Below are 20,980 nucleotides of genomic sequence, written 5' to 3'. Positions count from 1 at the left end.
CTCCCTCAGATGAGTGGGCCGAGGCGCTGCGGCGTCGCATACATGTGGCCGCCGGCGAAGTAGCCGCTGATGCGGTCCTCCTCGCGCAGCGTGATCGTGTCGGCATCCTTCAGCATCGGTGCCTCGACGAACTGGTTCGAGAGGACGGAGACGACCTTGACGATGCGGCGCTTCGGATCGACACGGGCGAGCGCCATCGGGAAGACGACGCGGCGGGCGCCGGCGGAGCCCTCCGCATCGGCCTCGAGGTAGCGGACCACCGTCTCTGAGCGGTCGACCCAGCAGTCGACCACCGTGCCGGCGATGCGGCCATCGGCGGTGACGACCTGGTAGCCGCGCGGGTCGGGGTCCTGCGCTGCGAGGTAGTAGCCGGTCGCGGCGCGGAGCGGGACGATCTTCGGCAGCTGCTCGTCGAAGGTGACGTCCGGCACCTCGGCACGGAGCGCGTAGGAAGCGGGGCCGACGCCGTCCTGCATCGGGTCGCCGAGCGGCTGCATCGGCGCGCCGGGCCAGGCGGCCGTCGGGATGAGGAGGCCATCGAGATTCCGCTCCTGCGGGCGCGGGATCCGGTGGCCCTCATGCGCGAGCTTGAGGGCCTTCGGCGCCGGGATCGCCGGGAAGCCCTGCACCGTCACGTAGGGCGACCGTTCGTTCTCGAGCGGGTAGCCCTCGCGCTTGTCCTCCCGGTGGAGATAGAGGATGAGGCCGGCGAAGAAGAACCAGAAGACGTAGAGCGCGACCTGCGCCACGTCGATGTAGCTGGTGATGGCACCGGTTTGCATGACGGCGTTCCTTCGTTAGCTCGGGCGTTAGCTCGGGGACCCGGCGAGGCCGAGCGAGGTTGCGGGCTGCGGCCGGACGATGCTGACGAGCGGCCCGATGACGGCGATGGTGGCGAACAGCAGGATGATCTCGAACAGGTAGACGGCGCCGTAGCCGGTGGCGGCGCCGGTGAGGGTGGGGCCGAACGCGCCGCGCAGGGCGAGGTCGGAAACGACGTCGCGCAGCACGCCGCCCATGGCGACGGCGGCGCCCGCGCAGCTGGCCTGCACCGCGCCCCAGGCCCCGAGCGCGAGGCCAGCCTGGCCGCTGCGGGCGAGGTCCATGCAGGCGGTCAGCGTGCCGACGGTGAAGAGGCCGCTGCCGAGGCCGATCGCCACCGTGCCGAGGCCGAAGATGATCGGGCTGTCGAGGGGTGCCGCGAAGATGACGGCGGCGAAGCCCGTCGCGCCGGCCAGCGCGCCGAAGCCGGCGAGGCGGTGCGGGTCGAAGCCGCGGCCGAGGCCACGGGCGGCCATGGCGAAGCCGGCGATGCCGCCGCCCGCGAAGAGCGCGGTCAGCGTCGTCGTCGCCGCGACGGAGAGGCCGAGGATCTGGCCGCCATAGGGCTCAAGCAGGATGTCCTGCATGCTGAAGGCGGCGGAGCCGAGGCCGATGGCGGCGAGGCGCCGCGTCCAGCGGCCCTCGCCGCGGAGGCGGCGCCAGGACTCCAGAAAGCCGGGCTGCGGGCGGCTGACGCGGGTACGGCCCGGGTCGCGCGGCTCCTGCTTCCAGAGGGCGATGCAGTTCAGCACCATGGTCGCCAGCGCGGCGCCCTGGATCACCTGGATCAGGCGGAGCTGGCTGAAATGCTGGAGCAAGGCGCCGAAGCCGACGGCGCTGACCAGCATGCCGAGGAGCAGCATCAGCGAGAGCAAGGCGACGACGCGGGGTTGGGATTCGGGCGGAGCGAGGTCGGTGGCAAGGGCGAGGCCCACGGTCTGTGTGGTGTGAAGGCCGGCGCCGACCAGCAGGAAGGCCATGGCGGCGCCGATATGGGCGACGATGGGCGGGGCGTGGCTGTCGCCCGAGAGCAGGATCAGCGCGAAGGGCATGATCGCCAGCCCGCCGAACTGCAGCAGCGTGCCCATCCAGATATAGGGCACGCGGCGCCAGCCGAGTGCGGAGCGGTGATTGTCGGACCGATGGCCGACCAGCGCGCGGAACGGGGCGAAGAGCAGCGGCAGCGAGACCATCGTCGCCACCAGCCAGGCAGAGACGCCGAGCTCCACGATCATCACCCGATTCAGCGTGCCGATCAGCAGCACGGAGCACATGCCGACCGAGACCTGGAAAAGCGAGAGGCGCAGCAGGCGGCCGAGCGGCAGCTCGGCGGTCGCGGCATCGGCGAAGGGGAGGAACTCGGGGCCCAGCTTGGTCCAGGCGCGCGCCATGCGGCTCATGCGCGGTTCACCTCCAGGGCCTGGGAGATGTAGAAGCCCGCGTTGATGCGCCGCGTGCGCCCGGTCTGCCAGCCGGGGAGGCCGGCGGCGACCAGCTGGGCGAGGCGGCGCTCGGCGACGGGCTCGATGGCGGGAGAGCGGTCGCCGCGCGGGAAGAACTGGCCGATGGCGTGCATCGTCGCCAGCAGCGGGGTGCGCGGCGCGAAGGTGAGCAGAATCGAGTGCCGCGTGCGGGCGGCGAGGCCGGCGAGAACCGCCACGACGTCGGGCGCCTTGTAGTGGATCAGGCTGTCCATGGCGACGACGTGGTCGAACTCGCCGAGCGCCGGGTCCTGCATGTCGCCGGTGCGGAAATCGACATGGCCGGCGCCGTAGTCGCCGCTGGCGCGCTCGGCGGCGAGCGCGACGAGGGTCGGCGAGAGGTCGATGGCGGTGACATGGGCACCGCGCCGGGCGGCCTCGACCGCGAGCGCCCCGGTGCCGCAGCCGGCATCCAGCACCCGGCGGCCGGTAAGGTCATCCGGCAGGCAGGAGAGCAACGTGGCGCGCATCGCGTCGCGGCCGGCGCGGACGGTCGCGCGGACGCGGCCGACCGGGGCGGTGGAGGTGAGGCGCTTCCAGGCCTCGACCGCGGTGCGGTCGAAATAGGTCTCGAGCTCGCCGCGGCGGGCGGAGTAGGTGCTGCTCGGCATCAGTCGAATCCCAGCAGGTCGAATATGTCGCGGTCCTTCATGGGGGAGGCGGTAAGCGCTGCGGTCCCGGCCCACAGGTTGGCGGCGAGGCGGAGATATTCCTCCTGCACCGCCACCAGCTCCGGCGTCGGGTCCATTTCGAAGAGGGTGGACTTCTTCAGGCGCGAGCGGCGGATGACGTCGAGGTCGGGAAAATGCGCCAGCGTCTGCATCCCCGTCGCGGCGTTGAACTTGTCGATCTGGTCGGTCGCCGCGCTGCGGTTGACGATGACGCCGCCGAGCCGGACGTCGTAATTCTTCGACTTCGCCTTGATGGCGGCGACGATGCGGTTCATGGCGAAGATGCTGTCGAAGTCGTTGGCGGCGACGATGATGCCGCGGTCGGCATGCTGGAGCGGCGCGGCGAAGCCGCCGCAGACCACGTCGCCGAGCACGTCGAAGATCACCACGTCGGTGTCCTCCAGCAGGCGGTGCTCCTTCAGCAGCTTCACCGTCTGGCCGACGACATAGCCGCCGCAGCCGGTGCCGGCCGGGGGGCCGCCCGCCTCGACGCACATGACGCCGTTATAGCCCTCGAAGACGAAATCCTCGGGGCGCAGCTCCTCGGAGTGGAAATCGACCGTCTCGAGGACGTCGATCACCGTCGGGATCAGGCTCTTGGTCAGGGTGAAGGTGCTGTCGTGCTTCGGGTCGCAGCCGATCTGCAGGACGCGCTTGCCGAGCTTCGAGAAAGCGACGGAGAGGTTGGAGCTGGTCGTGCTCTTGCCGATGCCGCCCTTGCCGTAGACCGAGAAGACCTTGGCGCTGCCGATGGTCATGTTCGGGTCCAGATGGACCTGCAGGCTCCCCTCCCCGTCCATGCGGGCGGGCATGGGTCGGCGGTGGAGGGCGGCGTGCGGCGTCTCGATTCTCATGCAGCCATCTCCACGGTGATGCCCTCGAGCCGGTCCTCCAGCTCCTCCCCGGCCTGGCGCAGGGCGTCGAGCACGGACTGATCGGGCGACCAGTAGTGGCGCTCATGCGCTTCCAGCAGGCGGTTGGCGATCTTCGCCGAGGCGGTTGGGTTGAGGGCGGCCAGGCGCTCGCGCATCGCGGCGTCCAGCACGAAGGTTTCGGTGAGCTTCTGATAGACCCAAGGGTCGACCTCGCCGGTCGTCGCCGACCAGCCGAGGGTGTTCGTGACCTGCGCCTCGATCTGGCGGACGCCCTCATAGCCATGGGAGAGCAGGGCCTCGTACCATTTCGGGTTGAGGGCACGGGTGCGGGTCTCAAGCGCGACCTGCTCGGAGAGGGTGCGGACGGCGCCGTCGCCGCGGGTCTGGTCGCCGATATAGATGGAGGCGCTGCTGCCGCGCGCCCGCTTCACCGCGCGGCTGATGCCGCCGAGCGTGTCGAAGTAATGGTCGACGGTGGTGACGCCGAGCTCGACCGAATCGAGGTTCTGGTAGGTGACCTCGACGCTGGAAAGGACATGCGCCAGGACGGCGGCGTGGCGGACGGGCTTGCCGTTGACGCCATAGGCGAAGCCCTTGCGGCGCTCATAGGCGTCGGCGAGTTCGTCCTCGTTGGTCCAGGCACCGTTGCCGACGAGCTGGTTGACATTGGCGCCATAGGCGCCGTCGGCATTGCCGAAGACGCGGAGTGCGGCCTCGGCCATCGACCCGCCATGCGCCGCCTGGAAGGCCAGGGCATGCTTGCGGATGAAGTTGCGGGAGGGCGCTTCCTCCGCCTCGGCGGCGAGCAAGGCGGCCTCGGCGAGCAGGCGGGTCTGCAGCGGCAGCAGGTCGCGGAAGATGCCGGAGAGGGTGACGACGACGTCGATGCGCGGGCGGCCGAGCGTCTCCAGCGGCAGAAGCTGGGCGCCGCAGAGGCGGCCGTAGCTGTCGAAGCGCGGGGCGGTGCCCATCAACCAGAGCGCCTGGGCGATCGGGCCGCCCTCGGTCTTCAGGTTGTCGGTACCCCAGAGGACGATGGCGACGGTCTCGGGCAGCCGGTTGCCATCGGCGGCATGGCGGGCCAGCAGGCGGTCGGCCTGGCGGGCGCCATCCTGCACGGCGAAGGCGCTCGGGATGCGGAAGGGGTCGAAGCCGTGCAGGTTGCGGCCGGTGGGCAGCACCTCCGTCGTGCGGAGCAGGTCGCCGCCCGGGGCGGGGTGGAGGTAGCCGGCATCCAGCGCGTGGATGAGGGCGGGGATCTCGTGGTCTTCGGCCAGCAGGGCGTCGAGATGGGCGCGGCGCTCGGGCTCGGTGACGCCGGCGGCGTCGAGCATGGCGGCGCGGTCCTCGGCCTTAGGCGGCTCGCCGATGACGTGGAGGCCGTAGGGGATCAGCGTCTCCTCCAGCGCCAGCAACTCGCGGCCGAGGGCAAGGATCGTCGCATCGGCGTCGTCCCAGGCGGGCTCGGCGGCGGCGAGGTCGACGGCGGCGGCCTGGGCCTGGATCAGCGTGGCGAGGCTCGCCTGCTGCTCCGGGTCGCTGCCCGGCTCGAGTGCGCGCCAGCGGTCGATCGAGGCCTTCAGGTCGAGCAGGCCGCGGTAGAGGCCGGCATGGGCGACGGGCGGGCTCAGATAGCTGATCAGCGCGGCGCCGGCGCGGCGCTTGGCGATCGTGCCTTCGGAGGGGTTGTTGCTGGCATAGAAATAGAAATTCGGCAGGTCGCCGATCAGCCGGTCGGGCCAGCACTCGCCCGACATGCCAGCCTGCTTGCCAGGCATGAACTCCAGCGCGCCATGGGTGCCGAAATGCAGCACGGCATGGGCGGCGAAGTCGTTGCGAATCCAGCGGTAGAAGGTGCTGAAGGCATGGGTCGGGGCGAAGCCGTGCTCGAAGAGCAGGCGCATCGGGTCGCCCTCATAGCCGAAGGCGGGCTGGACGCCGATGAAGACGTTGCCGAGCTGGAGGCCGAGCACCAGGATGCCGCTGCCATCGGTCTGCAGCCGGCCCGGCGCCGGGCCCCATTGCGCCTCGATCTCCGGAAGGTAGGTCTCGCGGCGGAGGATGTCCTCGGTCGGGACGCGCAGCGCGACATTGGCATCCGTGCCATGGCGGGCGCGGTTGCCGTCGAGGATCATGCTGCGCAGCTCGTCGACCGTCGCCGGGACGTCGAGCGTGTAGCCGGCCTCGCGCAGGCCAACCAGCGTGTGGTGGAGCGAGGCGAAGACGCCGAGATAGGCGGCGGTGCCGGTCGCCCCGCTGTTCGGTGGGAAGTTGAAGAGGATGATGGCGAGCTTGCGCGCCGCCCGCTCCTCCCGCCGCAGCGCGACGAGCTTGGCGACGCGGGCGGCGAGCATGGCCGCGCGCTCGGGGTGGGCGGCCATCTCGTGCGAGGTCTCGCCGTCGGAGGCGCTGGAGCGGCCGCCGAAGGTCATCGGCCAGATGCCGCCGTCGAGCTCCGGCAGGGCGACCATCATCGTCGCCTCGACCGGCAGCAGGCCGCGGGTGTCGGCCTGCCACTGCTCCATCGTCTGGAATTCCAGCGGATGGGAGGCGATGTAGGGGATGTCGAGCTGGGCCAGGATCGCCTCGGCGGCGCGGGCGTCGTTGTAGGCGGGGCCGCCGACCAGGGAGAAGCCGGTGAGCGAGACCAGCGCGTCGATGCAGGCGACGCCATCCTTCAGGAAGTAGCGCTCGATCGCCGGACGCGAGTCGAGACCGCTGGCAAAGGCGGGGATGACGCGGAGGCCGCGGGCTTCGAGCGCGTTGATGACGCCATCGTAGTGGGCGGCGTTGTTGGCCAGCACATAGGAGCGGAGGATCAGCAGGCCGACGGTGCCGGCGCTGCCGGCGGCCGGCAGGTCCTCGGCGCGCTCGGTGATGCGGGCGGCGGCGCGCGGGTGGTAGAGGCCGACCTCGGGATACTCGATGGGCGGCGCAGCGGGTTGCAGGCGGCCCGGGGCCTGCTGGCGGGGCCCCGTCGCGTAGCGGCCGACCAGCAGGCGGATCATGTTCGCCAGGTTCTCTTCCGAGCCGGCGAGCCAGTATTGCAGGGCGAGGAAGTAGGCGCGCACGTCCTGCGCCGTGCCGGGGACGAAGCGCAACAGCCGCGGCAGCTGCCGCAGCATCTTCATCTGGTCCTTACCGCTGCTCTGCCCGCCGGGCTTGCGGTTGCCGCGCAGGCGCTTGAGCATGCCCATCATGCCCGTCGCCTCGGCATCCATGCGGAAGCGGCCGATGCGGGTGAGGCGCATCACCTCGCCGGCGGAGAGCAGGCCGAGCATGGCGTCGCAGCTCTCGCGCCGCGCAGCCAAGGCGGGGAGGACGGCGCGGATATGGTCCTCGAGGAAGAGCATCGAGGCGACGATGATGTCGCCGCGGGCGATGTCGGCGTGGCAGGCGGCGAGCGCCACCTCGTCCGAGCCCCATTGGTCGGCGGCGTGGACCACAAGCTGCAAGCCGGGAAGCTCGCGCCGCAGCGCCGTCACCGCATGCATCACCGCGCCGGACAGGTGGCTGTCCATGGTGACGACCACCACCCGGACGGGCACGGCGCTAACGGGCGAAATGGGCTTTGGCATCGTAGAGGGTCTCGATGGTGATTGTGCCGATGCCGCGTTCCGTAGCGAAGCGCTCCGTGTTCCGACGGGCCTTGCCGCGGACGAAGAAGGGAATCTTGCCGAGTTCCCGCTCGGCCTCGGTCGCCCAGGCGAGGGTTGCCGGGACGGTGGCCACCGCTGGCGCGGTGGCCGCGCCAGCGCCGAGATGCGAGGGGGCCGAGTCCGCCTGGAACTCGAAATCCTCGCGGAACATGCCGAGCAGATGCTCCTCGAGGCCCATCATCAGCGGGTGGACCCAGGTGTCGAAGAGGACGTTGGCGCCCTCGAAGCCCATCTGCGGCGAGTAGCGCGCTGGATAGTCCTGGACATGGACGGGTGCGGAGATGACGGCGCAGGGGACGCCAAGGCGCTTGGCCGTGTGGCGCTCCATCTGCGTGCCGAGGATCAGCTCGGGTTGCGCCGCCTGGATGGCGGCCTCGACGGCGAGATAGTCATCGGAGATGGTCGCCTCGATGCCGTGGGCCTTGGCGGCGTCGCGCAGCTCGCGGGCCTGCTCGCGGCTGTAGCTGCCGAGGCCGACCAGGGTGAAGCCGAGCTCCTCGGTCGCCACGCGGGCAGCGGCCAGCGCATGGGTCGCGTCGCCGAAGACGAAGACGCGCTTGCCGGTCAGGTAGTTCGAGTCGACCGAGCGGGAATACCAGGCGGAGCGGGCGGATTCCGCGGCGAGGATCGGCGCGGGATCGAGGCCGGCGAGGCCGGCGACCTCGGCGACGAACTCGCGAGTCGCGTTGAGGCCGATGGGGATGGTCTTGGTCGCCGGCTGCCCATGGGTGCGGGTGAGCCATGCGGCGGCGGGGGCGGCGATCTCCGGGTAGAGCACCACGTTGAAATCGGCCTCGCCGAGGCGGGTGAGATCGGCCGGCGTCGCGCCGAGCGGGGCGGTGACGTTGATCGCGATGCCCATGCGCGTCAGCAAGCCAGTGATCTCGCGGACGTCGTCGCGGTGGCGGAAGCCGAGGGCGGTGGGGCCGAGGATGTTGCAGCTCGGCGCGCGGCCCGTGGGGCGCGGTGCCGGCGGCGCGCAGAGGCCGCGGACCAGGCGGTAGAAGGTCTCGGCGGCGCCCCAATTCTCCTTCTTCTGGTAGCTCGGCAGCTCCAGCGCGATGACGGGGACCGGCAGGTCGAGGGCGCGGGCGAGGCCGCCCGGGTCGTCCTGGATCAGCTCAGCGGTGCAGGAGGCGCCGACGATCATCGCCTGGGGCTGGTGGCGGCGGAAGGCGTCGCGGGCGGCGGACTTGAACAGCTCGGCGGTGTCGCCGCCGAGGTCGCGCGCCTGGAAGGTGGTGTAGGTCACGGGCGGGCGGGCGCCGCGCCGCTCGATCATGGTGAAGAGCAGGTCGGCATAGGTGTCGCCCTGCGGCGCGTGCAGAACGTAGTGCAGGCCCTGCATGCCGGTGGCGACGCGCATCGCGCCGATATGCGGGGGCCCCTCATAGGTCCAGATCGCGAGCTGCATGGCGCTACACCTTCAGCCGCGTGCGGCGGTGGAGAGGCCGGGCGAAGAGCTCCGCGAGGTCGCCGGCCTGGTCGTAGCCCTGGATCGGGGTGAAAACCAACTCGATGGACCATTTCGTGGTGAAGCCCTCCGCCTCCAGCGGATTGGCGAGGCCGAGGCCGCAGACGACCAAGTCGGGTCGGGCGGCGCGGCAGCGGTCGAGCTGGCGGTCGACATCGCCGCCCTCGCTCAGCGCGGCATCGGCGGGGAGCAGGGCGAGTTCCTCGGCCAGATGCTGGCGGTGGAGGTAGGGCGTACCGATCTCGACCGGTTGCATGTCCAGCTCGCGCGACAGGAAGCGGGCGAGCGGAACCTCGAGCTGGCTGTCGGGGAAGAAGAAAATTCTGCGCCCCGCGAGTTGGTCGCGGTGGCGGGCGATGGCGGTGCGGGCGCGCTGCTCGCCGATCGCCGTGACCTCGCGGAAGCGGCCGGCGGGGACGCCCCAGGCCTCGGCCGCCGCGCGGAGCCAGGCGGTGGTGCCCTCGGCACCGAGCGGAAAGGGCGCGGCGAGGCGGTGGGCGCCGCGCGACTCGAGCAGCCGCGCCGTCTCGGCGAGGAAGGGCTGGGCGAGGAGGAAGCGCGTGCCGGGGCCGATGCCGGGCAGGTCGGCGGCGCGGCGCGGCGGCAGGAAGAAGACGGGGCCGATACCGAGCGCATCGAAATGCCGGCGCATCTGGTCCTCGACCACCTCGGCCAAGGCGCCGACGACGAGGAGGCCGGGCGCCGGGTCGGCGCGCATCTCGGGGACGAGGGCGGCGAGGCAGGCATCCTCGCCCTGGGTGAAGGTCGTCTCGATGCCGCTGCCGGAGTAGTTCAGCACGCGGACGCCGGGCGAATGCTGAGTATTCAGGCGGGCGGCGGCGCGGGAGAGGTCGAGCTTGATGACTTCGGACGGGCAGGAGCCGACGAGGAAAAGGAGGCGGATCTCCGGGCGGCGGGCAAGAAGCTGGCCGACCACGCGGTCGAGCTCCTCATTCGCGTCGGCCATGCCGGCGAGGTCGCGCTCCTCGATGATGGCGGTGGCGAAGCGCGGCTCGGCGAAGATCATGACGCCGGCGGCGGATTGCATGAGGTGGGCGCAGGTGCGGGAGCCGACGATGAGGAAGAAGGCATCCTGAATCTTGCGGTGCAGCCAGATGATGCCGGTGAGGCCGCAGAAGACCTCGCGTTGGCCGCGCTCCCGCAGCACCGGTGCCTCGGTGCAGCCGGCCCCCGAGGCAGGGGTGCGGGCAAGCGCGGCGCCGCTCACTTGGAATAGCCCATGGCGGCGGGCCAGGCCGCTTCGTCGCGGCGGGCGGCCCGCAGCTTGAGGAGGAATTGCGCGGCGTTGATGACGTAGGAGGCGTAGGCGGCGAGGGCCAGCAGCATCAGCTCATGCGCACTGCCGATCCCGGCGGCCAGCGCCACGAGATAGGCCGTGTGCAGCGCGAGGACGAGCATGCTGAACACGTCCTCCCAGAAGAAGGCGCGGGCGAACAGGTAGCGGCCGAAGACGACCTTCTCCCAGATCGATCCGGTGACCATGATGGCGTAGAGCACGACCGTCTTCGCCAGGATGGAGAGGGTCGCGGCCTCGTAGCCCTCGCCGGTCGCCAGGTAGTTCAGCACCAGGCCGAGGCTGACGAGGAAGACGAGGAACTGCACGGGGGCGAGGATGCCCTGCACCAGGGTCCAGCCGGTGGCGTCGCGGCGCCGCCGCTCTTCCATGGTGTAGAGGGCTGGGCGGCGCGTGCGGGCTGCCTGCCGGCCGGATGCGGTGCCCCAAGGGCAGGCATCGATGGAAGCGATGATTCGTGTCACGACGCCCATTGTAAACATTGCTTGACAACCCTCTGCCCAGAAGGCCCGCTGAGGAACCGGCCGAGGACGATTGGCGCGGGCGGTGACGCATTTCAGGGAAAAATACTGCGCCGCTTTTGCTATTCGCCTTGGACCAGTTGCCTCCCGTTGCGTGACATTCAGTCAGGGGAGGCTAGGGCTGCGTCCTTCGGAGTGTCAAGCACGATTGACGTAAAGACAGATTGACAGCGATCGGAAGCCGGGCCGATATATCCGGGCGGGAGACAAGCAATGGCCGCCATGGGACGACCCTCCGGCTCCAGCCGGAACCTGGCTCAGGCTCTGGCGGAAGCCGGCCCGGCGCCCTCGCCCGCCGTCGCGGCCCTGGGGCGGCCCGGGGACTCCCCCCGTTTTGGAAATGCGCTGGCCGATGACGTCATCCCAAGGCTCCACCTCGCCCAGGCCGCCCGGATGCCGGGCCTAGCCCTCGCCGGGACCGGGCCGGTGGATGCGCTCGCGGCCATGCTGCTCCGGCATGACGGCATCTCCGCCAGCGCCTATGCCGATGCGCTGCAGCGCGGCGGGATGCCGGCGGAGGACATCTGCCTCGACCTGCTGGCGCCGGCGGCGCGCCTGCTCGGCCAGTGGTGGGAGGATGACGTCTGCGACTTCGCCACTGTCACGCTCGGCGTGCTCCACCTCAGGCGAATCCGCGAGGCGATGGTGCCGCGGCTCATGCAGGATGCCTTGCCGCTGCGCCCGGGCGCGCCGAGCATCCTGCTGGCGCCGGTGCCGGGCGAGCAGCACATCTTCGGCCTCGAGATGGTGGCGGATTTCTTCCGCCGCGCCGGCTGGCATGCGCTGGTCGTGCCGGTCCGCAGCATCGTCGACCTTACCGGCCTGCTGCGGCGGGAGCATGTCGACATGCTGGGGCTTACCTCTGGCGCGTCCGAGCGCATGGACATGGTGGCGACGACGATTCGCAAGACGCGTCAGGCCGCGCGCAACCGCAACATGGGGGTGATGGTGGGCGGCCCCGCCTTCACCCTGAATCCGGGCCAGGCGCCGCTGGTCGGCGCCGATGCGATGGCGGCCGATGCGAGGGCTGCGCCGGCCCAGGCGGCGCGGGTCATCCGCATGTTGGCCCAACGTGGCTGAGGCGAGGTCCGGCCAGGATGTCAGGGAGGACGCGGCCCCTCTAGACAAAGGACTCTCAGGCCCGTGAAGGCGTTCAAGGCCCCGAAGACATCGCTCGGCAACCTCGATGCCGAAGCCGCAGCGATCCTGATCACCGCAGCGGCCGATATTGCCCTCATCATCGATGAGCGTGGCGTGATCCGGGACGTGGCCTTCAACAGCGAGGACCTGGCCGGCGACATGGAGGGCGAGGAAAGCTGGCTCGGGCGCCGCTGGGTCGACACCGTGGCGGAGGACAGCCGGCCGAAGGTGGAGGCCATGCTGAAGGATGTCGCCGAGCGCGCCCTGCCGCGCTGGCGGCACATCAACCAGGGCACCGAGCGCGACGGCTCGGTGCCGATCCTGTTCTCGACGGTCCGCGTCGGCGAGGGCGGGCGCGTGGTCGCCTTCGGGCGCGACCTCAGGCCGCTCTCCGTCCTGCAGCAGCGGCTGGTGGAGGCGCAGCAGTCGATCGACCGCGACTATGCGCGGCTGCGCCACGCCGAGACGCGCTACCGCATGCTGTTCCAGCTCTGGACGGAGCCGGTGCTGATCCTCGATGCGTCGACCCTCGCGGTGCTGGAGGCGAACCGCGCGGCGGACCAGCTGCTCGGCCGCGGCGGCAAGCGCGGCGCGGTGCGGGTCTTCCTCGACATCTTCGCCGAGCGGGGGCGGGAGCGCATCCAGCTCGTGCTGGCGGGGATGCGCGCGACCGGACGTGCGGAGGACGTGCAAGCGACGCTGCAGGAGGATGGACGGGAGGTGCTGGTCTCCGCCACGCCCTTCCGCCAGGAGAATGCGAGCCTCGTCCTGGTGCGGCTGACCTATCCGCAGGGCGAGGCGGGGGCGGTGCTGCTGCCGCGCGCCAAGTCGAAGATGCTGCGGCTGGTCGAGAGCGTGCCGGATGCCTTCGTCGTCACCGAGCAGGATGGGCGCATCATCACCGCCAATGCCGCCTTCGTCGAGATGGCGCAGCTCGGTGCCGAGGACCAGGCGGTGGGGCAGCCGCTGGAGCGCTGGCTCGGCCAGCCGGGCGTCGAGATGGAGGTGCTGACCGCCAATCTCCGCCAGCGCGGGCCGGTGCGGCTCTTCGCCACGACCATGCGCGGCGAGTATGGCGCGACGGTGGATGTGGAGATCTCCGCCGTCTCGGTGATGAACGGCACGGGGCCGTGCTTCGGCTTCGCCATCCGCGACATCGGCACCCGCGTGGCGCTGCCGGCGCGGGCGGCCGGGCGGGCACCGCGTTCCGTCGAGCAGCTGACCGAGCTGATCGGGCAGGTGCCGCTGAAGGACCTGGTGCGCGAGGCGACGGATGTGATCGAGCGGCTCTGCATCGAGGCGGCGCTCGAGCTGACGGGCGACAACCGCGCCTCGGCGGCCGAGATGCTCGGGCTCAGCCGGCAGAGCCTCTATGTGAAGCTCCGGCGCTACGGCCTCGGCGACCTGCCGGCCGAGAATGGCGAGATGGGATGACCGCATGAGCGACCGCGCCCTCCGCCTCGACCCCGCCGCCTGCCTCGAGCTGCTGAAGCCGATCACCTGGTTCGCGCCGATGTGGGCCTTCTCCTGCGGCGTGATCTCCTCGGGCGTCGGCGGCGCGGGGCGGTGGCACGTGATCGCGGCGGGGCTGCTGCTGACCGGGCCGCTGGTCTGCGGCACGAGCCAGGCGATCAACGACTGGTTCGACCGGCATGTGGATGCGATCAACGAGCCGGGGCGGCCGATCCCCTCCGGGCGCATCCCGGGGCGCTGGGGGCTCTATATCGCCATAGGCTGGACGCTCGTCTCGCTCGTCGTGGCGACGGTGCTCGGGCCCTGGGGCTTCGCCGCGACGGTGCTGGGGCTGGCGCTGGCCTGGGCCTACAGCGCGCCGCCGCTGCGGCTGAAGACGAATGGCTGGTGGGGTAACGCCGCCTGCGGCGCCTGCTACGAGGGCCTGCCCTGGATCACCGGGGCGGCGGTGCTGGGGGCGGCGGCGCCGGATGCGCGCGTGCTGGCCATCGCTGCGCTCTACAGCATCGGCGCGCATGGGATCATGACGCTGAACGACTTCAAGTCGGTCGAGGGCGATGCGCGCATGGGCGTCGGCTCCCTCCCCGTGAAGCTCGGCGTGGAGCGGGCGGCGCAGCTGGCCTGCGTGGTGATGGCGGTGCCGCAGGTCCTCGTCGTGGCGCTGCTGCTGGCCTGGGGCAGCGTCTGGCAGGCGGGGGCCATCGGCCTGCTGCTCGCGGTGCAGCTCTGGCTGATGCAGCGGCTGCTGGCCGATCCGCGCGGCAAGGCGCCCTGGTACAACGGGACGGGCACGACGCTCTACGTGCTCGGGATGCTCTTCGCCGCCTTCGCTCTGCGTCCGGTGCTGCCGTGATCGGCTGGCTTGGCATCCTGCGCCTCGGGCTGGTGCAGACGGCGCTCGGGGCGATCGTCGTGCTGACGACCTCGGCGATCAACCGGGTGATGGTGGTCGAGCTCGGCCTGCCGGCGACCATCCCCGGCCTGCTCGTCGCGCTGCACTACGCGGTGCAGCTGATGCGGCCGGCGATGGGCTATGGCTCGGATGCCGGGGGCAGGCGGACGCCATGGATCCTCGGCGGCGTCGGCGTGCTGGCGCTGGGTGGCATCGGCGCGGCGCTGGCGACGGGGCTGATGGCGGAGTGGCGCCTGGCCGGGCTGGCCCTGGCGGCGCTGTCCTTCGTGATGATCGGGCTCGGCGTCGGCGCGGCCGGCACCTCGCTGCTGGCGCTGCTGGCGACGCGGGTGGCGCCGGCGCGGCGGGCGCCGGCGGCAACCATCGTCTGGCTGATGATGATCTTCGGCTTCATCGTGACGACGGCGGTGGCGGGGCGGTTCCTCGACCCCTTCTCTCCGGCACGGCTGCTCGCGGTGGCGGCCGTGGTCTCGGCCCTCGCCATGCTGGTGACGCTGCTGGCGGTCTGGGGGATGGAGCCGGCCGCGGCGCGCACCGCCCCGGCGACGGCGCCGCGCGGCGGGTTCCGCGCCGCGCTGGCGGAGATCTGGGAGGAGCGGCAGGCGCGGCAGTTCACCGTCTTCGTCTTCGTCTCCATGCTGGCCTACAGCGCGCAGGACCTGATCCTCGAGCCCTTCGGCGGCGTGGTCTTCGGCCTCTCGCTCGGGGAGACGACGAAGCTTGCCTCGCTGCAGCATGGCGGGGTCTTCGGCGGGATGATCCTGGTGGCGCTGACGGGCGGGCGGCTCGGCTCGCTGAAGGCCTGGACGGTGATCGGCTGCGGCGCCTCGGCCGCGGCGCTCTTCGCCCTGGCCGGGGCTGGCTTCGTCGGGCCGGCCTGGCCGCTCGGCGCCTCCTACATCGCGCTCGGCGTCGCCAACGGCGCCTTCGCCGCGGCGGCCATCGCCACGATGATGCAGCTGGCCGGCCAGGGGCGCAGCGGGCGCGAGGGCATGCGCATGGGGCTGTGGGGCGCGGCGCAGGCCATCGCCTTCGGGCTTGGCGGGCTGGCGGGGGCCGGGGCGAGCGACCTGGCGCGCAGCCTCATCGCCTCGGCACCCATGGCCTATGGCGCGGTGTTCTGCGCCGAAGGGGCACTGTTTCTCGCCTCGGGGCTGCTTGCGGCGCGCATCGGCCGCGCCGCGGCCCCAAGGCTTCGCCTGGGCGGCCTCGCCGTCTCGCGCAACGGATAAGGGAGGACCAACCATGGCCAACGAGCCTGGAGACTTCGATGTCGTCGTGGTCGGCGGCGGGCCGTCCGGGGCGACGGCGGCGGATGACCTGGCGCGGGCAGGGCGGCGCGTGCTGCTGCTCGACAAGGCGGGGCGGATCAAGCCCTGCGGCGGCGCCATCCCGCCGCGGCTGGTCCGCGACTTCGACATCCCGGACCGCATCATCGTCGCACGGGTGAACGCGGCGCGGATGATCGCGCCCTCCGCCCGCGAGGTGGACATGCCGATCGATGGCGGCTTCGTCGGCATGGTGGACCGCGAGCATTTCGACGAGTTCCTGCGCGAGCGCGCGGCGGAGCACGGGGCGGAGCGCGCGACGGGCAGCTTCGAGCGGATCAGCCATGGGGCCGACGGCACCGCCGTGGTCGAGTACACCGCGAAGGACGGCAGCACGGCGCAGGTGCGGACGCGGCTGGTGATCGGCGCCGACGGGGCGAAGAGCAAGGTCGCCAAGCAGGAGGTCCCGGTCGCCGCCAAGGTGCCCTGCGTCTTCGCCTATCACGAGATCGTCGCATCGCCGGCCGACGGCACCGGCAAATTCGACGCCAAGCGCTGCGACGTCTTCTACCAGGGGCAGCACTCGCCGGATTTCTACTCCTGGATCTTTCCGCACGGGGAGACGACCAGCATCGGCACCGGCTCGGCCCATAAGGGCTTCTCGCTGCGCGGTTCGGTCGGCGCGCTGCGCGAGGCGACGGGGCTGGCAGGCCAGGCGACCATCCGCCGCGAGGGCGCGCCGATTCCGATGAAGCCGGCCAGGCGCTGGGACAACGGGCGCGACGTGGTGCTCGCCGGCGATGCGGCGGGCGTGGTGGCGCCGGCCTCGGGCGAGGGCATCTACTACGCCATGCTCGGCGGGCGGCTGGCGGCGGAGGCGGCGGAAGCCTGCCTCGCCACCGGCGATGCGCGGGCGCTCGGCCTGGCGCGCAAGCGCTTCATGAAGGCGCATGGCCGCGTCTTCTGGATCCTCGGGATCATGCAGTATTTCTGGTACTCCTCGGACAAGCGGCGGGAGAAGTTCGTCGCCATCTGCGAGGACAAGGATGTCCAGCGGCTGACCTGGGAATCCTACATGAACAAGGAGCTGGTGCGGCGCGACCCGATGGCGCATGTCCGCATCTTCTTCAAGGACCTCGCCCACCTCTTCGGCTTCGCCCGCGCCTGATACGGAGTGCCCTGACATGAGCCGACTGCACTCCCTCGACGCCCCGACCGCGCCGCGCCATGCCCGCGGCCAGACCCTGCCGCTGAAGGTGGGCACGCGCGGCTCCCCGCTCGCGCTTTGGCAGACGCGGCATTTCCTCTCGATCATCAGCCGCTTCTGCCCGGTGCTGCGCGATGCCAAGGCCTTCGAGGAGCATGTCATCAGCACCGAGGGCGACCGGGTGCAGGACAAGCGCCTCGCCGATATCGGCGGCAAGGGACTCTTCGCCAAGGAAATCCATGAGGCGCTGTTGGATGGGCAGGTGGACTTCGCCGTCCACAGCCTGAAGGACCTGGAGACGGAGCTGCCGCCGGGCATCGTGCTGGCCTGCCTGCTGCAGCGGGAGGATCCGCGGGATGCGATCATCCTCGGACCCGTCTGCGGCGCGCCTGACCGGCGGGACCCGCTGGCCTGCATCCCCCACGGGGCGCTGATCGGCACGGCCTCCGTCCGGCGGCAGTCGCAGATCCTGGCGGTGCGGCCGGACCTGCGCTGCGAGATCATCCGCGGCAATGTCCAGACGCGGCTCGGGCGGGTGCGGAACGGCGACTTCGCCGCCTCCTTCCTGGCACTCGCCGGCTTGAAGCGGATGGGCCTCGAGCGCGAGGCGGGCGTGGTGCTCGATGCCGATGCGGTGGTGCCGGCGGCGGGCCAGGGCATCGTCGGCGTGACGGTGCGGGCGCGCGACGTGGAGCTGCACGAGCTGCTCTCCGCCATCGAGGACCGGGAGGCGCGGATCGTCGCCACGGCGGAGCGGGCGCTGCTCGGCGCGCTCGACGGCTCCTGCCGGACGCCGATCGGGGCCTATGCGCGGCTGCGGGACGACGGGACCGTGCATCTGACCGGCCTCATCGCCCGGCCGGACGGCAGCTACCTGCTGCGGCATACGGCGGAGGGTCCGGCGATGGAGGCGGAGCGGCTGGGCCGGATGCTCGGCGACCGGCTGCGGCGGGAGGCTCCGGCCGACATCCTCGCCTGAGGACCGCTTGACGGATCGGCTCCGCACCGGAAGGCTGCATGCGTCCCGGTGGATGGAGAGACCGCGTGCTGAGACGCCTGATGCTGGCCGCCCCGCTCCTGGCCCTGGCCGTCGCCGCCCCGGCGCAGGAGGCGGATCACCCGCAGGGCCGGCCGCTGGTCGTCGGCTCGGATTTCGGCGTGGCGCCCTGGATGGTGCGGGGTGCCAACGGCCCGGAGGGCTTCGGCGTCGACCTGATGACGGAGATCGCCCGGCGGCTGGGGCGGCCCGGGGTCGAGATCGTCGACGTGAATTTCTCGGGCCTCTTCGCGGCGCTCTTCGCCAGGCGCTTCGAGTTCACCGCCAACCCGCTCAACATCACCGAGGAGCGGGCGCAGCGGATGCTCTATACCGAGCCCTTCTTCGCCACGGGCAACGGCTTCATCACCCGGCGCGGCGACAGCATGGCGGGGCTCGAGGCGTTGAAGGGCCGGGCGGTCGCGGTCAACCGCGGCACGATCAGCGACACCTGGGCGACGGCGAATGCCGAGAAATACGGCTTCGAGGTGCAGCGCTACGACACCTTCCCCGACAGCGTGCAGGCGGTGCTGACGCGGCGCGCCTTCGCCGCCATCAACGAGATCCCGACGACGGTGTATGCGGCGAGCCAGAACCGGCAGATCACCGTCGCCTTCAAGGACTATACAGGGCGGAATTTCGGCATCGCCTTCCGGCCGGAGAGCCGGGAATACCGCAACCGGGTCGAGGAGATCCTGGAATGCATGAAGGGCGACGGCTTCCTCGCCCGGCTGCATGAGAAGTGGTACGGGGCGCCGCCGGATGCGGGCTCCTCCATGACGCAGGTCTTCCCGGGCTACGGGCCGCCGGGCCTGCCGGGCTTCGAGGATACGGCGCACACGCCGCGCTGCAGCTAGCCGCTGCATGGAGCGGCTGGCGGAGTACTACCTCAACCTCGAGGTGCTCGGGACCTATGGGCCCGACATCGCGGCGGGGCTCTGGGTGACGCTGGCGGCGGCGGTCGCCACGGTGGTGCTCGGCATCGGGTGCGGGCTGCTGATGGCGGTGGCGCTGGCGGCGCGGGTGCCGGTGGTGCGGCAGGCGGTCGCCGTCTGGGTCGAGCTGTTCCGGACGCTGCCGCAGCTCGCCGTCATCGTCGTGCTCTATTTCGGCCTGCCCTATGCGGGGGTGACGCTGTCGCCCTTCTGGGCAACGGTCGGGGCGCTGGGGGCGGTGCTCTCGGCCTTCGCCGCGGAGATCTTCCGGAGCGCGATCCAGGCGCTGCCGCGCGGGCAGTGGGATGCGGCCTATGCGATGGGCTTCCGCTTCCGCGGCGCCTTCTTCCTCGTCATCCTGCCGCAGGCGGTCAGGCTGGCGATCCCGCTGCTGACGAACAGGGCGATCGCCATCACCAAGGGGACGGCGCTCGGCAGCGCCGTCTCGCTCCCCGAGGTATTGGGGCGGGCGCAGAGCGCGATGGCGATCGCGGCCAACCCCTCGCCGCTGACGCTCGCCGCGGCGCTCTACTTGGTGTTGTTCCTGCCGCTGGTCGTTGCCAGCCGGTGGCTGGAGGCGCGGCGGGTGGTGCCGCGCTGATGCTGCAGGACCTGATCGACAATTTCGCGGATTGGGAGAGCCTGGTGAAGGTCTGGCCGTTGCTGGCGCAGGGGCTCTGGCTGACGGCAAAACTCGCCTTGGTCACCCTGCCGCTCGGCCTGGCGGCGGGGCTGCTGGTGGGGCTCGGCTGCGCGCTCGGGGGCCGCGCGGTGCGGATCGGGCTGCTCTGCTGGATCGACCTGTTCCGTGCCTTCCCGGTGCTGGTGCTGCTGGTGCTGATCTATTACGGCCTGCCCTTCCTCGGGCTCACGCTGCCGGCCTTCGCTGCGGTGGTGCTGGCGCTGGTGCTGAACAATTCCGGCTATTACGGCGAGATCTTCCGGGCGGGGCTGGCCAGCATCCCGCATGGGCAGCGGGAGGCAGCGGCGGCGCTCGGCCTCACGCCCCTGAAGGCCATGCTGCTGGTCGTGCTGCCGCAGGCCTTGCGGGCGGTGATCGCGCCGCTCGCCTCGAACAGCCTGGAGCTGGTGAAGGCGACCTCCATCGCCGCCATGGTCGCGCTGCCGGAACTGCTGCGGAGCGCGCGCGTCGCGCAGGAGCAGACCTACAACCCGACGCCGCTGATGGCGGCGGCGGTGCTCTACTTCCTGCTGCTCTGGCCCTTCGCCCATGTGGTGGCGCGGCTGGAGCGGCGGATGCTGGCGGCCAGGCCGTGACCCCCGGCCATAAGGCCACAGGTCACGGCTTGGCCTGTTGCTTGGTCGCGTGACTCACGCCTCGGGCCGTTCCGGCCCGTGGCGATCACGCTTCAGCGGAGGCGGGCGATGAGGCTGAAGGATCGGGTGGCGCTCGTCACCGGCGGGGCTTCGGGGATCGGGCGGGCCATCGCGGCGCGCTTCGTCGCGGAGGGCGCTGTGGTTGTCATCGCCGACATCACCACCACCGTGCGGGAGGGCGGGCAGCCGACGCATGAGTGGCTCGGCATCGAGCATGTACGGACGGATGTGTCGGTGGAGGCGGAGTGCGAGGCGGCGGTCGCGCATGTCGTGGCGCAGCATGGGCGGCTCGACGTGCTGGTGAACGATGCGGCGATCAGCCTGGGCAAGCCGCTGCTCGACTGCACGCGGGAGGAGTGGGACCGGGTGCTGGCGGTGAACCTCACCGGCTGCTTCCTGATGAGCCGGGCGGCGGTGCGGGCGATGCTGGCGCAGGCGCCGCGCGGCGAGGTGCGCGGGCGGATCGTCAACATCTCCTCCCAGCATGGGATGGTGGCCTCGCCGGGCGACATCGCCTATGGCACCTCGAAGGCGGGAGTCGCCTATCTGACGCGGCAGGTCGCGGTGGACTACGCGGCGCAGGGCATCGTCTGCAATGCGGTGGCGCCGGGGAAGATCCTGACGGGGAAGGCAGGGCGGGCCACCGATCCGGCGATGATCGCCTATTCCCACGCCCGCACGCCCTGGCCGCGGCTCGGCAAGCCGGAGGACGTGGCGGGGGCGGCGCTCTTCCTCGCCTCCGATGACGCGATGTACGTCACCGGGGAGAACCTGATGGTCGATGGCGGCTGGATGGCCTACTGAGTCGGCTCTGAATAACCCCGTTAGGCCGCGCGGGCTGTAGCTGGGAGA

General features: G+C 71.2%; 18 protein-coding genes. 10 read left to right on the top strand and 8 right to left on the bottom strand.

The genetic code is table 11. From position 1 onward, the window contains the following. Positions 1 to 5 precede the first annotated feature (5 nt). The 8 genes from puhA to bchF are packed head-to-tail and all read right to left on the bottom strand — an operon-like array spanning position 6 to position 10,770. Complete coding sequence (gene puhA, locus AC5JJ1_RS18335; protein ID WP_495786551.1) at positions 6 to 782, bottom strand: photosynthetic reaction center subunit H; 777 nt, start codon at positions 780 to 782, stop codon at positions 6 to 8. Between the two features lie 27 nt (positions 783 to 809). Next, positions 810 to 2,222, bottom strand: coding sequence for a BCD family MFS transporter (locus AC5JJ1_RS18330; protein WP_495786550.1), 1,413 nt, complete (start codon positions 2,220 to 2,222; stop codon positions 810 to 812). Next, on the bottom strand, positions 2,219 to 2,914 hold the full coding sequence (gene bchM / locus AC5JJ1_RS18325; protein ID WP_495786549.1) for a magnesium protoporphyrin IX methyltransferase: 696 nt from the start codon (positions 2,912 to 2,914) through the stop codon (positions 2,219 to 2,221). The genes AC5JJ1_RS18330 and bchM overlap by 4 nt, the downstream gene beginning before the upstream one ends. Further along, the gene (gene bchL / locus AC5JJ1_RS18320) at positions 2,914 to 3,828 is read right to left on the bottom strand and encodes a ferredoxin:protochlorophyllide reductase (ATP-dependent) iron-sulfur ATP-binding protein (RefSeq protein WP_495786548.1); all 915 of its coding nucleotides are present in this window, start codon (positions 3,826 to 3,828) and stop codon (positions 2,914 to 2,916) included. Before bchL ends, bchM begins: the two co-directional genes overlap by 1 nt. After that, positions 3,825 to 7,397, bottom strand: a complete 3,573-nt coding sequence (locus AC5JJ1_RS18315; protein ID WP_495786547.1) for a magnesium chelatase subunit H — start codon at positions 7,395 to 7,397, stop codon at positions 3,825 to 3,827. The genes bchL and AC5JJ1_RS18315 overlap by 4 nt, the downstream gene beginning before the upstream one ends. Before the next feature lie 4 nt (positions 7,398 to 7,401). Next, complete coding sequence (gene bchB / locus AC5JJ1_RS18310) at positions 7,402 to 8,922, bottom strand: ferredoxin:protochlorophyllide reductase (ATP-dependent) subunit B (protein ID WP_495786546.1); 1,521 nt, start codon at positions 8,920 to 8,922, stop codon at positions 7,402 to 7,404. 4 nt (positions 8,923 to 8,926) lie between these two features. Beyond that, positions 8,927 to 10,210 (bottom strand): ferredoxin:protochlorophyllide reductase (ATP-dependent) subunit N, encoded by a 1,284-nt coding sequence (locus AC5JJ1_RS18305; protein ID WP_495786545.1) that lies wholly within the window; start codon positions 10,208 to 10,210, stop codon positions 8,927 to 8,929. Next, positions 10,207 to 10,770: a 2-vinyl bacteriochlorophyllide hydratase gene (bchF, locus tag AC5JJ1_RS18300; RefSeq protein ID WP_495786544.1), complete on the bottom strand. Its 564-nt coding sequence runs from the start codon at positions 10,768 to 10,770 to the stop codon at positions 10,207 to 10,209. The genes AC5JJ1_RS18305 and bchF overlap by 4 nt, the downstream gene beginning before the upstream one ends. 441 nt (positions 10,771 to 11,211) lie before the next feature. On the opposite strand from bchF, the gene AC5JJ1_RS18295 reads away from it, so the two are divergent. From AC5JJ1_RS18295 to AC5JJ1_RS18250, 10 genes are all read left to right on the top strand, one after another. Continuing rightward, positions 11,212 to 11,898: a cobalamin B12-binding domain-containing protein gene (locus AC5JJ1_RS18295; protein WP_495786543.1), complete on the top strand. Its 687-nt coding sequence runs from the start codon at positions 11,212 to 11,214 to the stop codon at positions 11,896 to 11,898. A 63-nt stretch (positions 11,899 to 11,961) separates the two neighbouring features. Then, the gene (ppsR, locus tag AC5JJ1_RS18290; RefSeq protein ID WP_495786542.1) at positions 11,962 to 13,392 is read left to right on the top strand and encodes a transcriptional regulator PpsR; all 1,431 of its coding nucleotides are present in this window, start codon (positions 11,962 to 11,964) and stop codon (positions 13,390 to 13,392) included. 4 nt (positions 13,393 to 13,396) lie between these two features. Continuing rightward, the gene (chlG, locus tag AC5JJ1_RS18285; protein WP_495786541.1) at positions 13,397 to 14,284 is read left to right on the top strand and encodes a chlorophyll synthase ChlG; all 888 of its coding nucleotides are present in this window, start codon (positions 13,397 to 13,399) and stop codon (positions 14,282 to 14,284) included. After that, entirely contained in the window at positions 14,281 to 15,576 is a 1,296-nt protein-coding gene (locus AC5JJ1_RS18280) for a BCD family MFS transporter (protein ID WP_495786540.1), read from the top strand. Before chlG ends, AC5JJ1_RS18280 begins: the two co-directional genes overlap by 4 nt. A gap of 13 nt (positions 15,577 to 15,589) precedes the next feature. Beyond that, positions 15,590 to 16,780, top strand: coding sequence for a geranylgeranyl diphosphate reductase (locus tag AC5JJ1_RS18275; protein ID WP_495786539.1), 1,191 nt, complete (start codon positions 15,590 to 15,592; stop codon positions 16,778 to 16,780). A gap of 16 nt (positions 16,781 to 16,796) precedes the next feature. Next, on the top strand, positions 16,797 to 17,798 hold the full coding sequence (gene hemC / locus AC5JJ1_RS18270) for a hydroxymethylbilane synthase (protein WP_495786538.1): 1,002 nt from the start codon (positions 16,797 to 16,799) through the stop codon (positions 17,796 to 17,798). 65 nt (positions 17,799 to 17,863) lie between these two features. Then, positions 17,864 to 18,712: a substrate-binding periplasmic protein gene (locus AC5JJ1_RS18265; protein WP_495786537.1), complete on the top strand. Its 849-nt coding sequence runs from the start codon at positions 17,864 to 17,866 to the stop codon at positions 18,710 to 18,712. Between the two features lie 7 nt (positions 18,713 to 18,719). After that, a complete protein-coding gene (locus AC5JJ1_RS18260) occupies positions 18,720 to 19,391 on the top strand; it encodes an amino acid ABC transporter permease (protein ID WP_495786536.1) in 672 nt (223 codons plus the stop codon). Further along, positions 19,391 to 20,068, top strand: coding sequence for an amino acid ABC transporter permease (locus AC5JJ1_RS18255; protein WP_495786535.1), 678 nt, complete (start codon positions 19,391 to 19,393; stop codon positions 20,066 to 20,068). The genes AC5JJ1_RS18260 and AC5JJ1_RS18255 overlap by 1 nt, the downstream gene beginning before the upstream one ends. Positions 20,069 to 20,176: 108 nt before the next feature. Further along, positions 20,177 to 20,932, top strand: coding sequence for an SDR family NAD(P)-dependent oxidoreductase (locus tag AC5JJ1_RS18250; RefSeq protein WP_495786534.1), 756 nt, complete (start codon positions 20,177 to 20,179; stop codon positions 20,930 to 20,932). The last annotated feature ends 48 nt before the right edge of the window (positions 20,933 to 20,980 follow it).

Source organism: Belnapia sp. (assembly GCF_059504005.1).
This window is presented reverse-complemented; position numbering and strand designations above follow the sequence as displayed.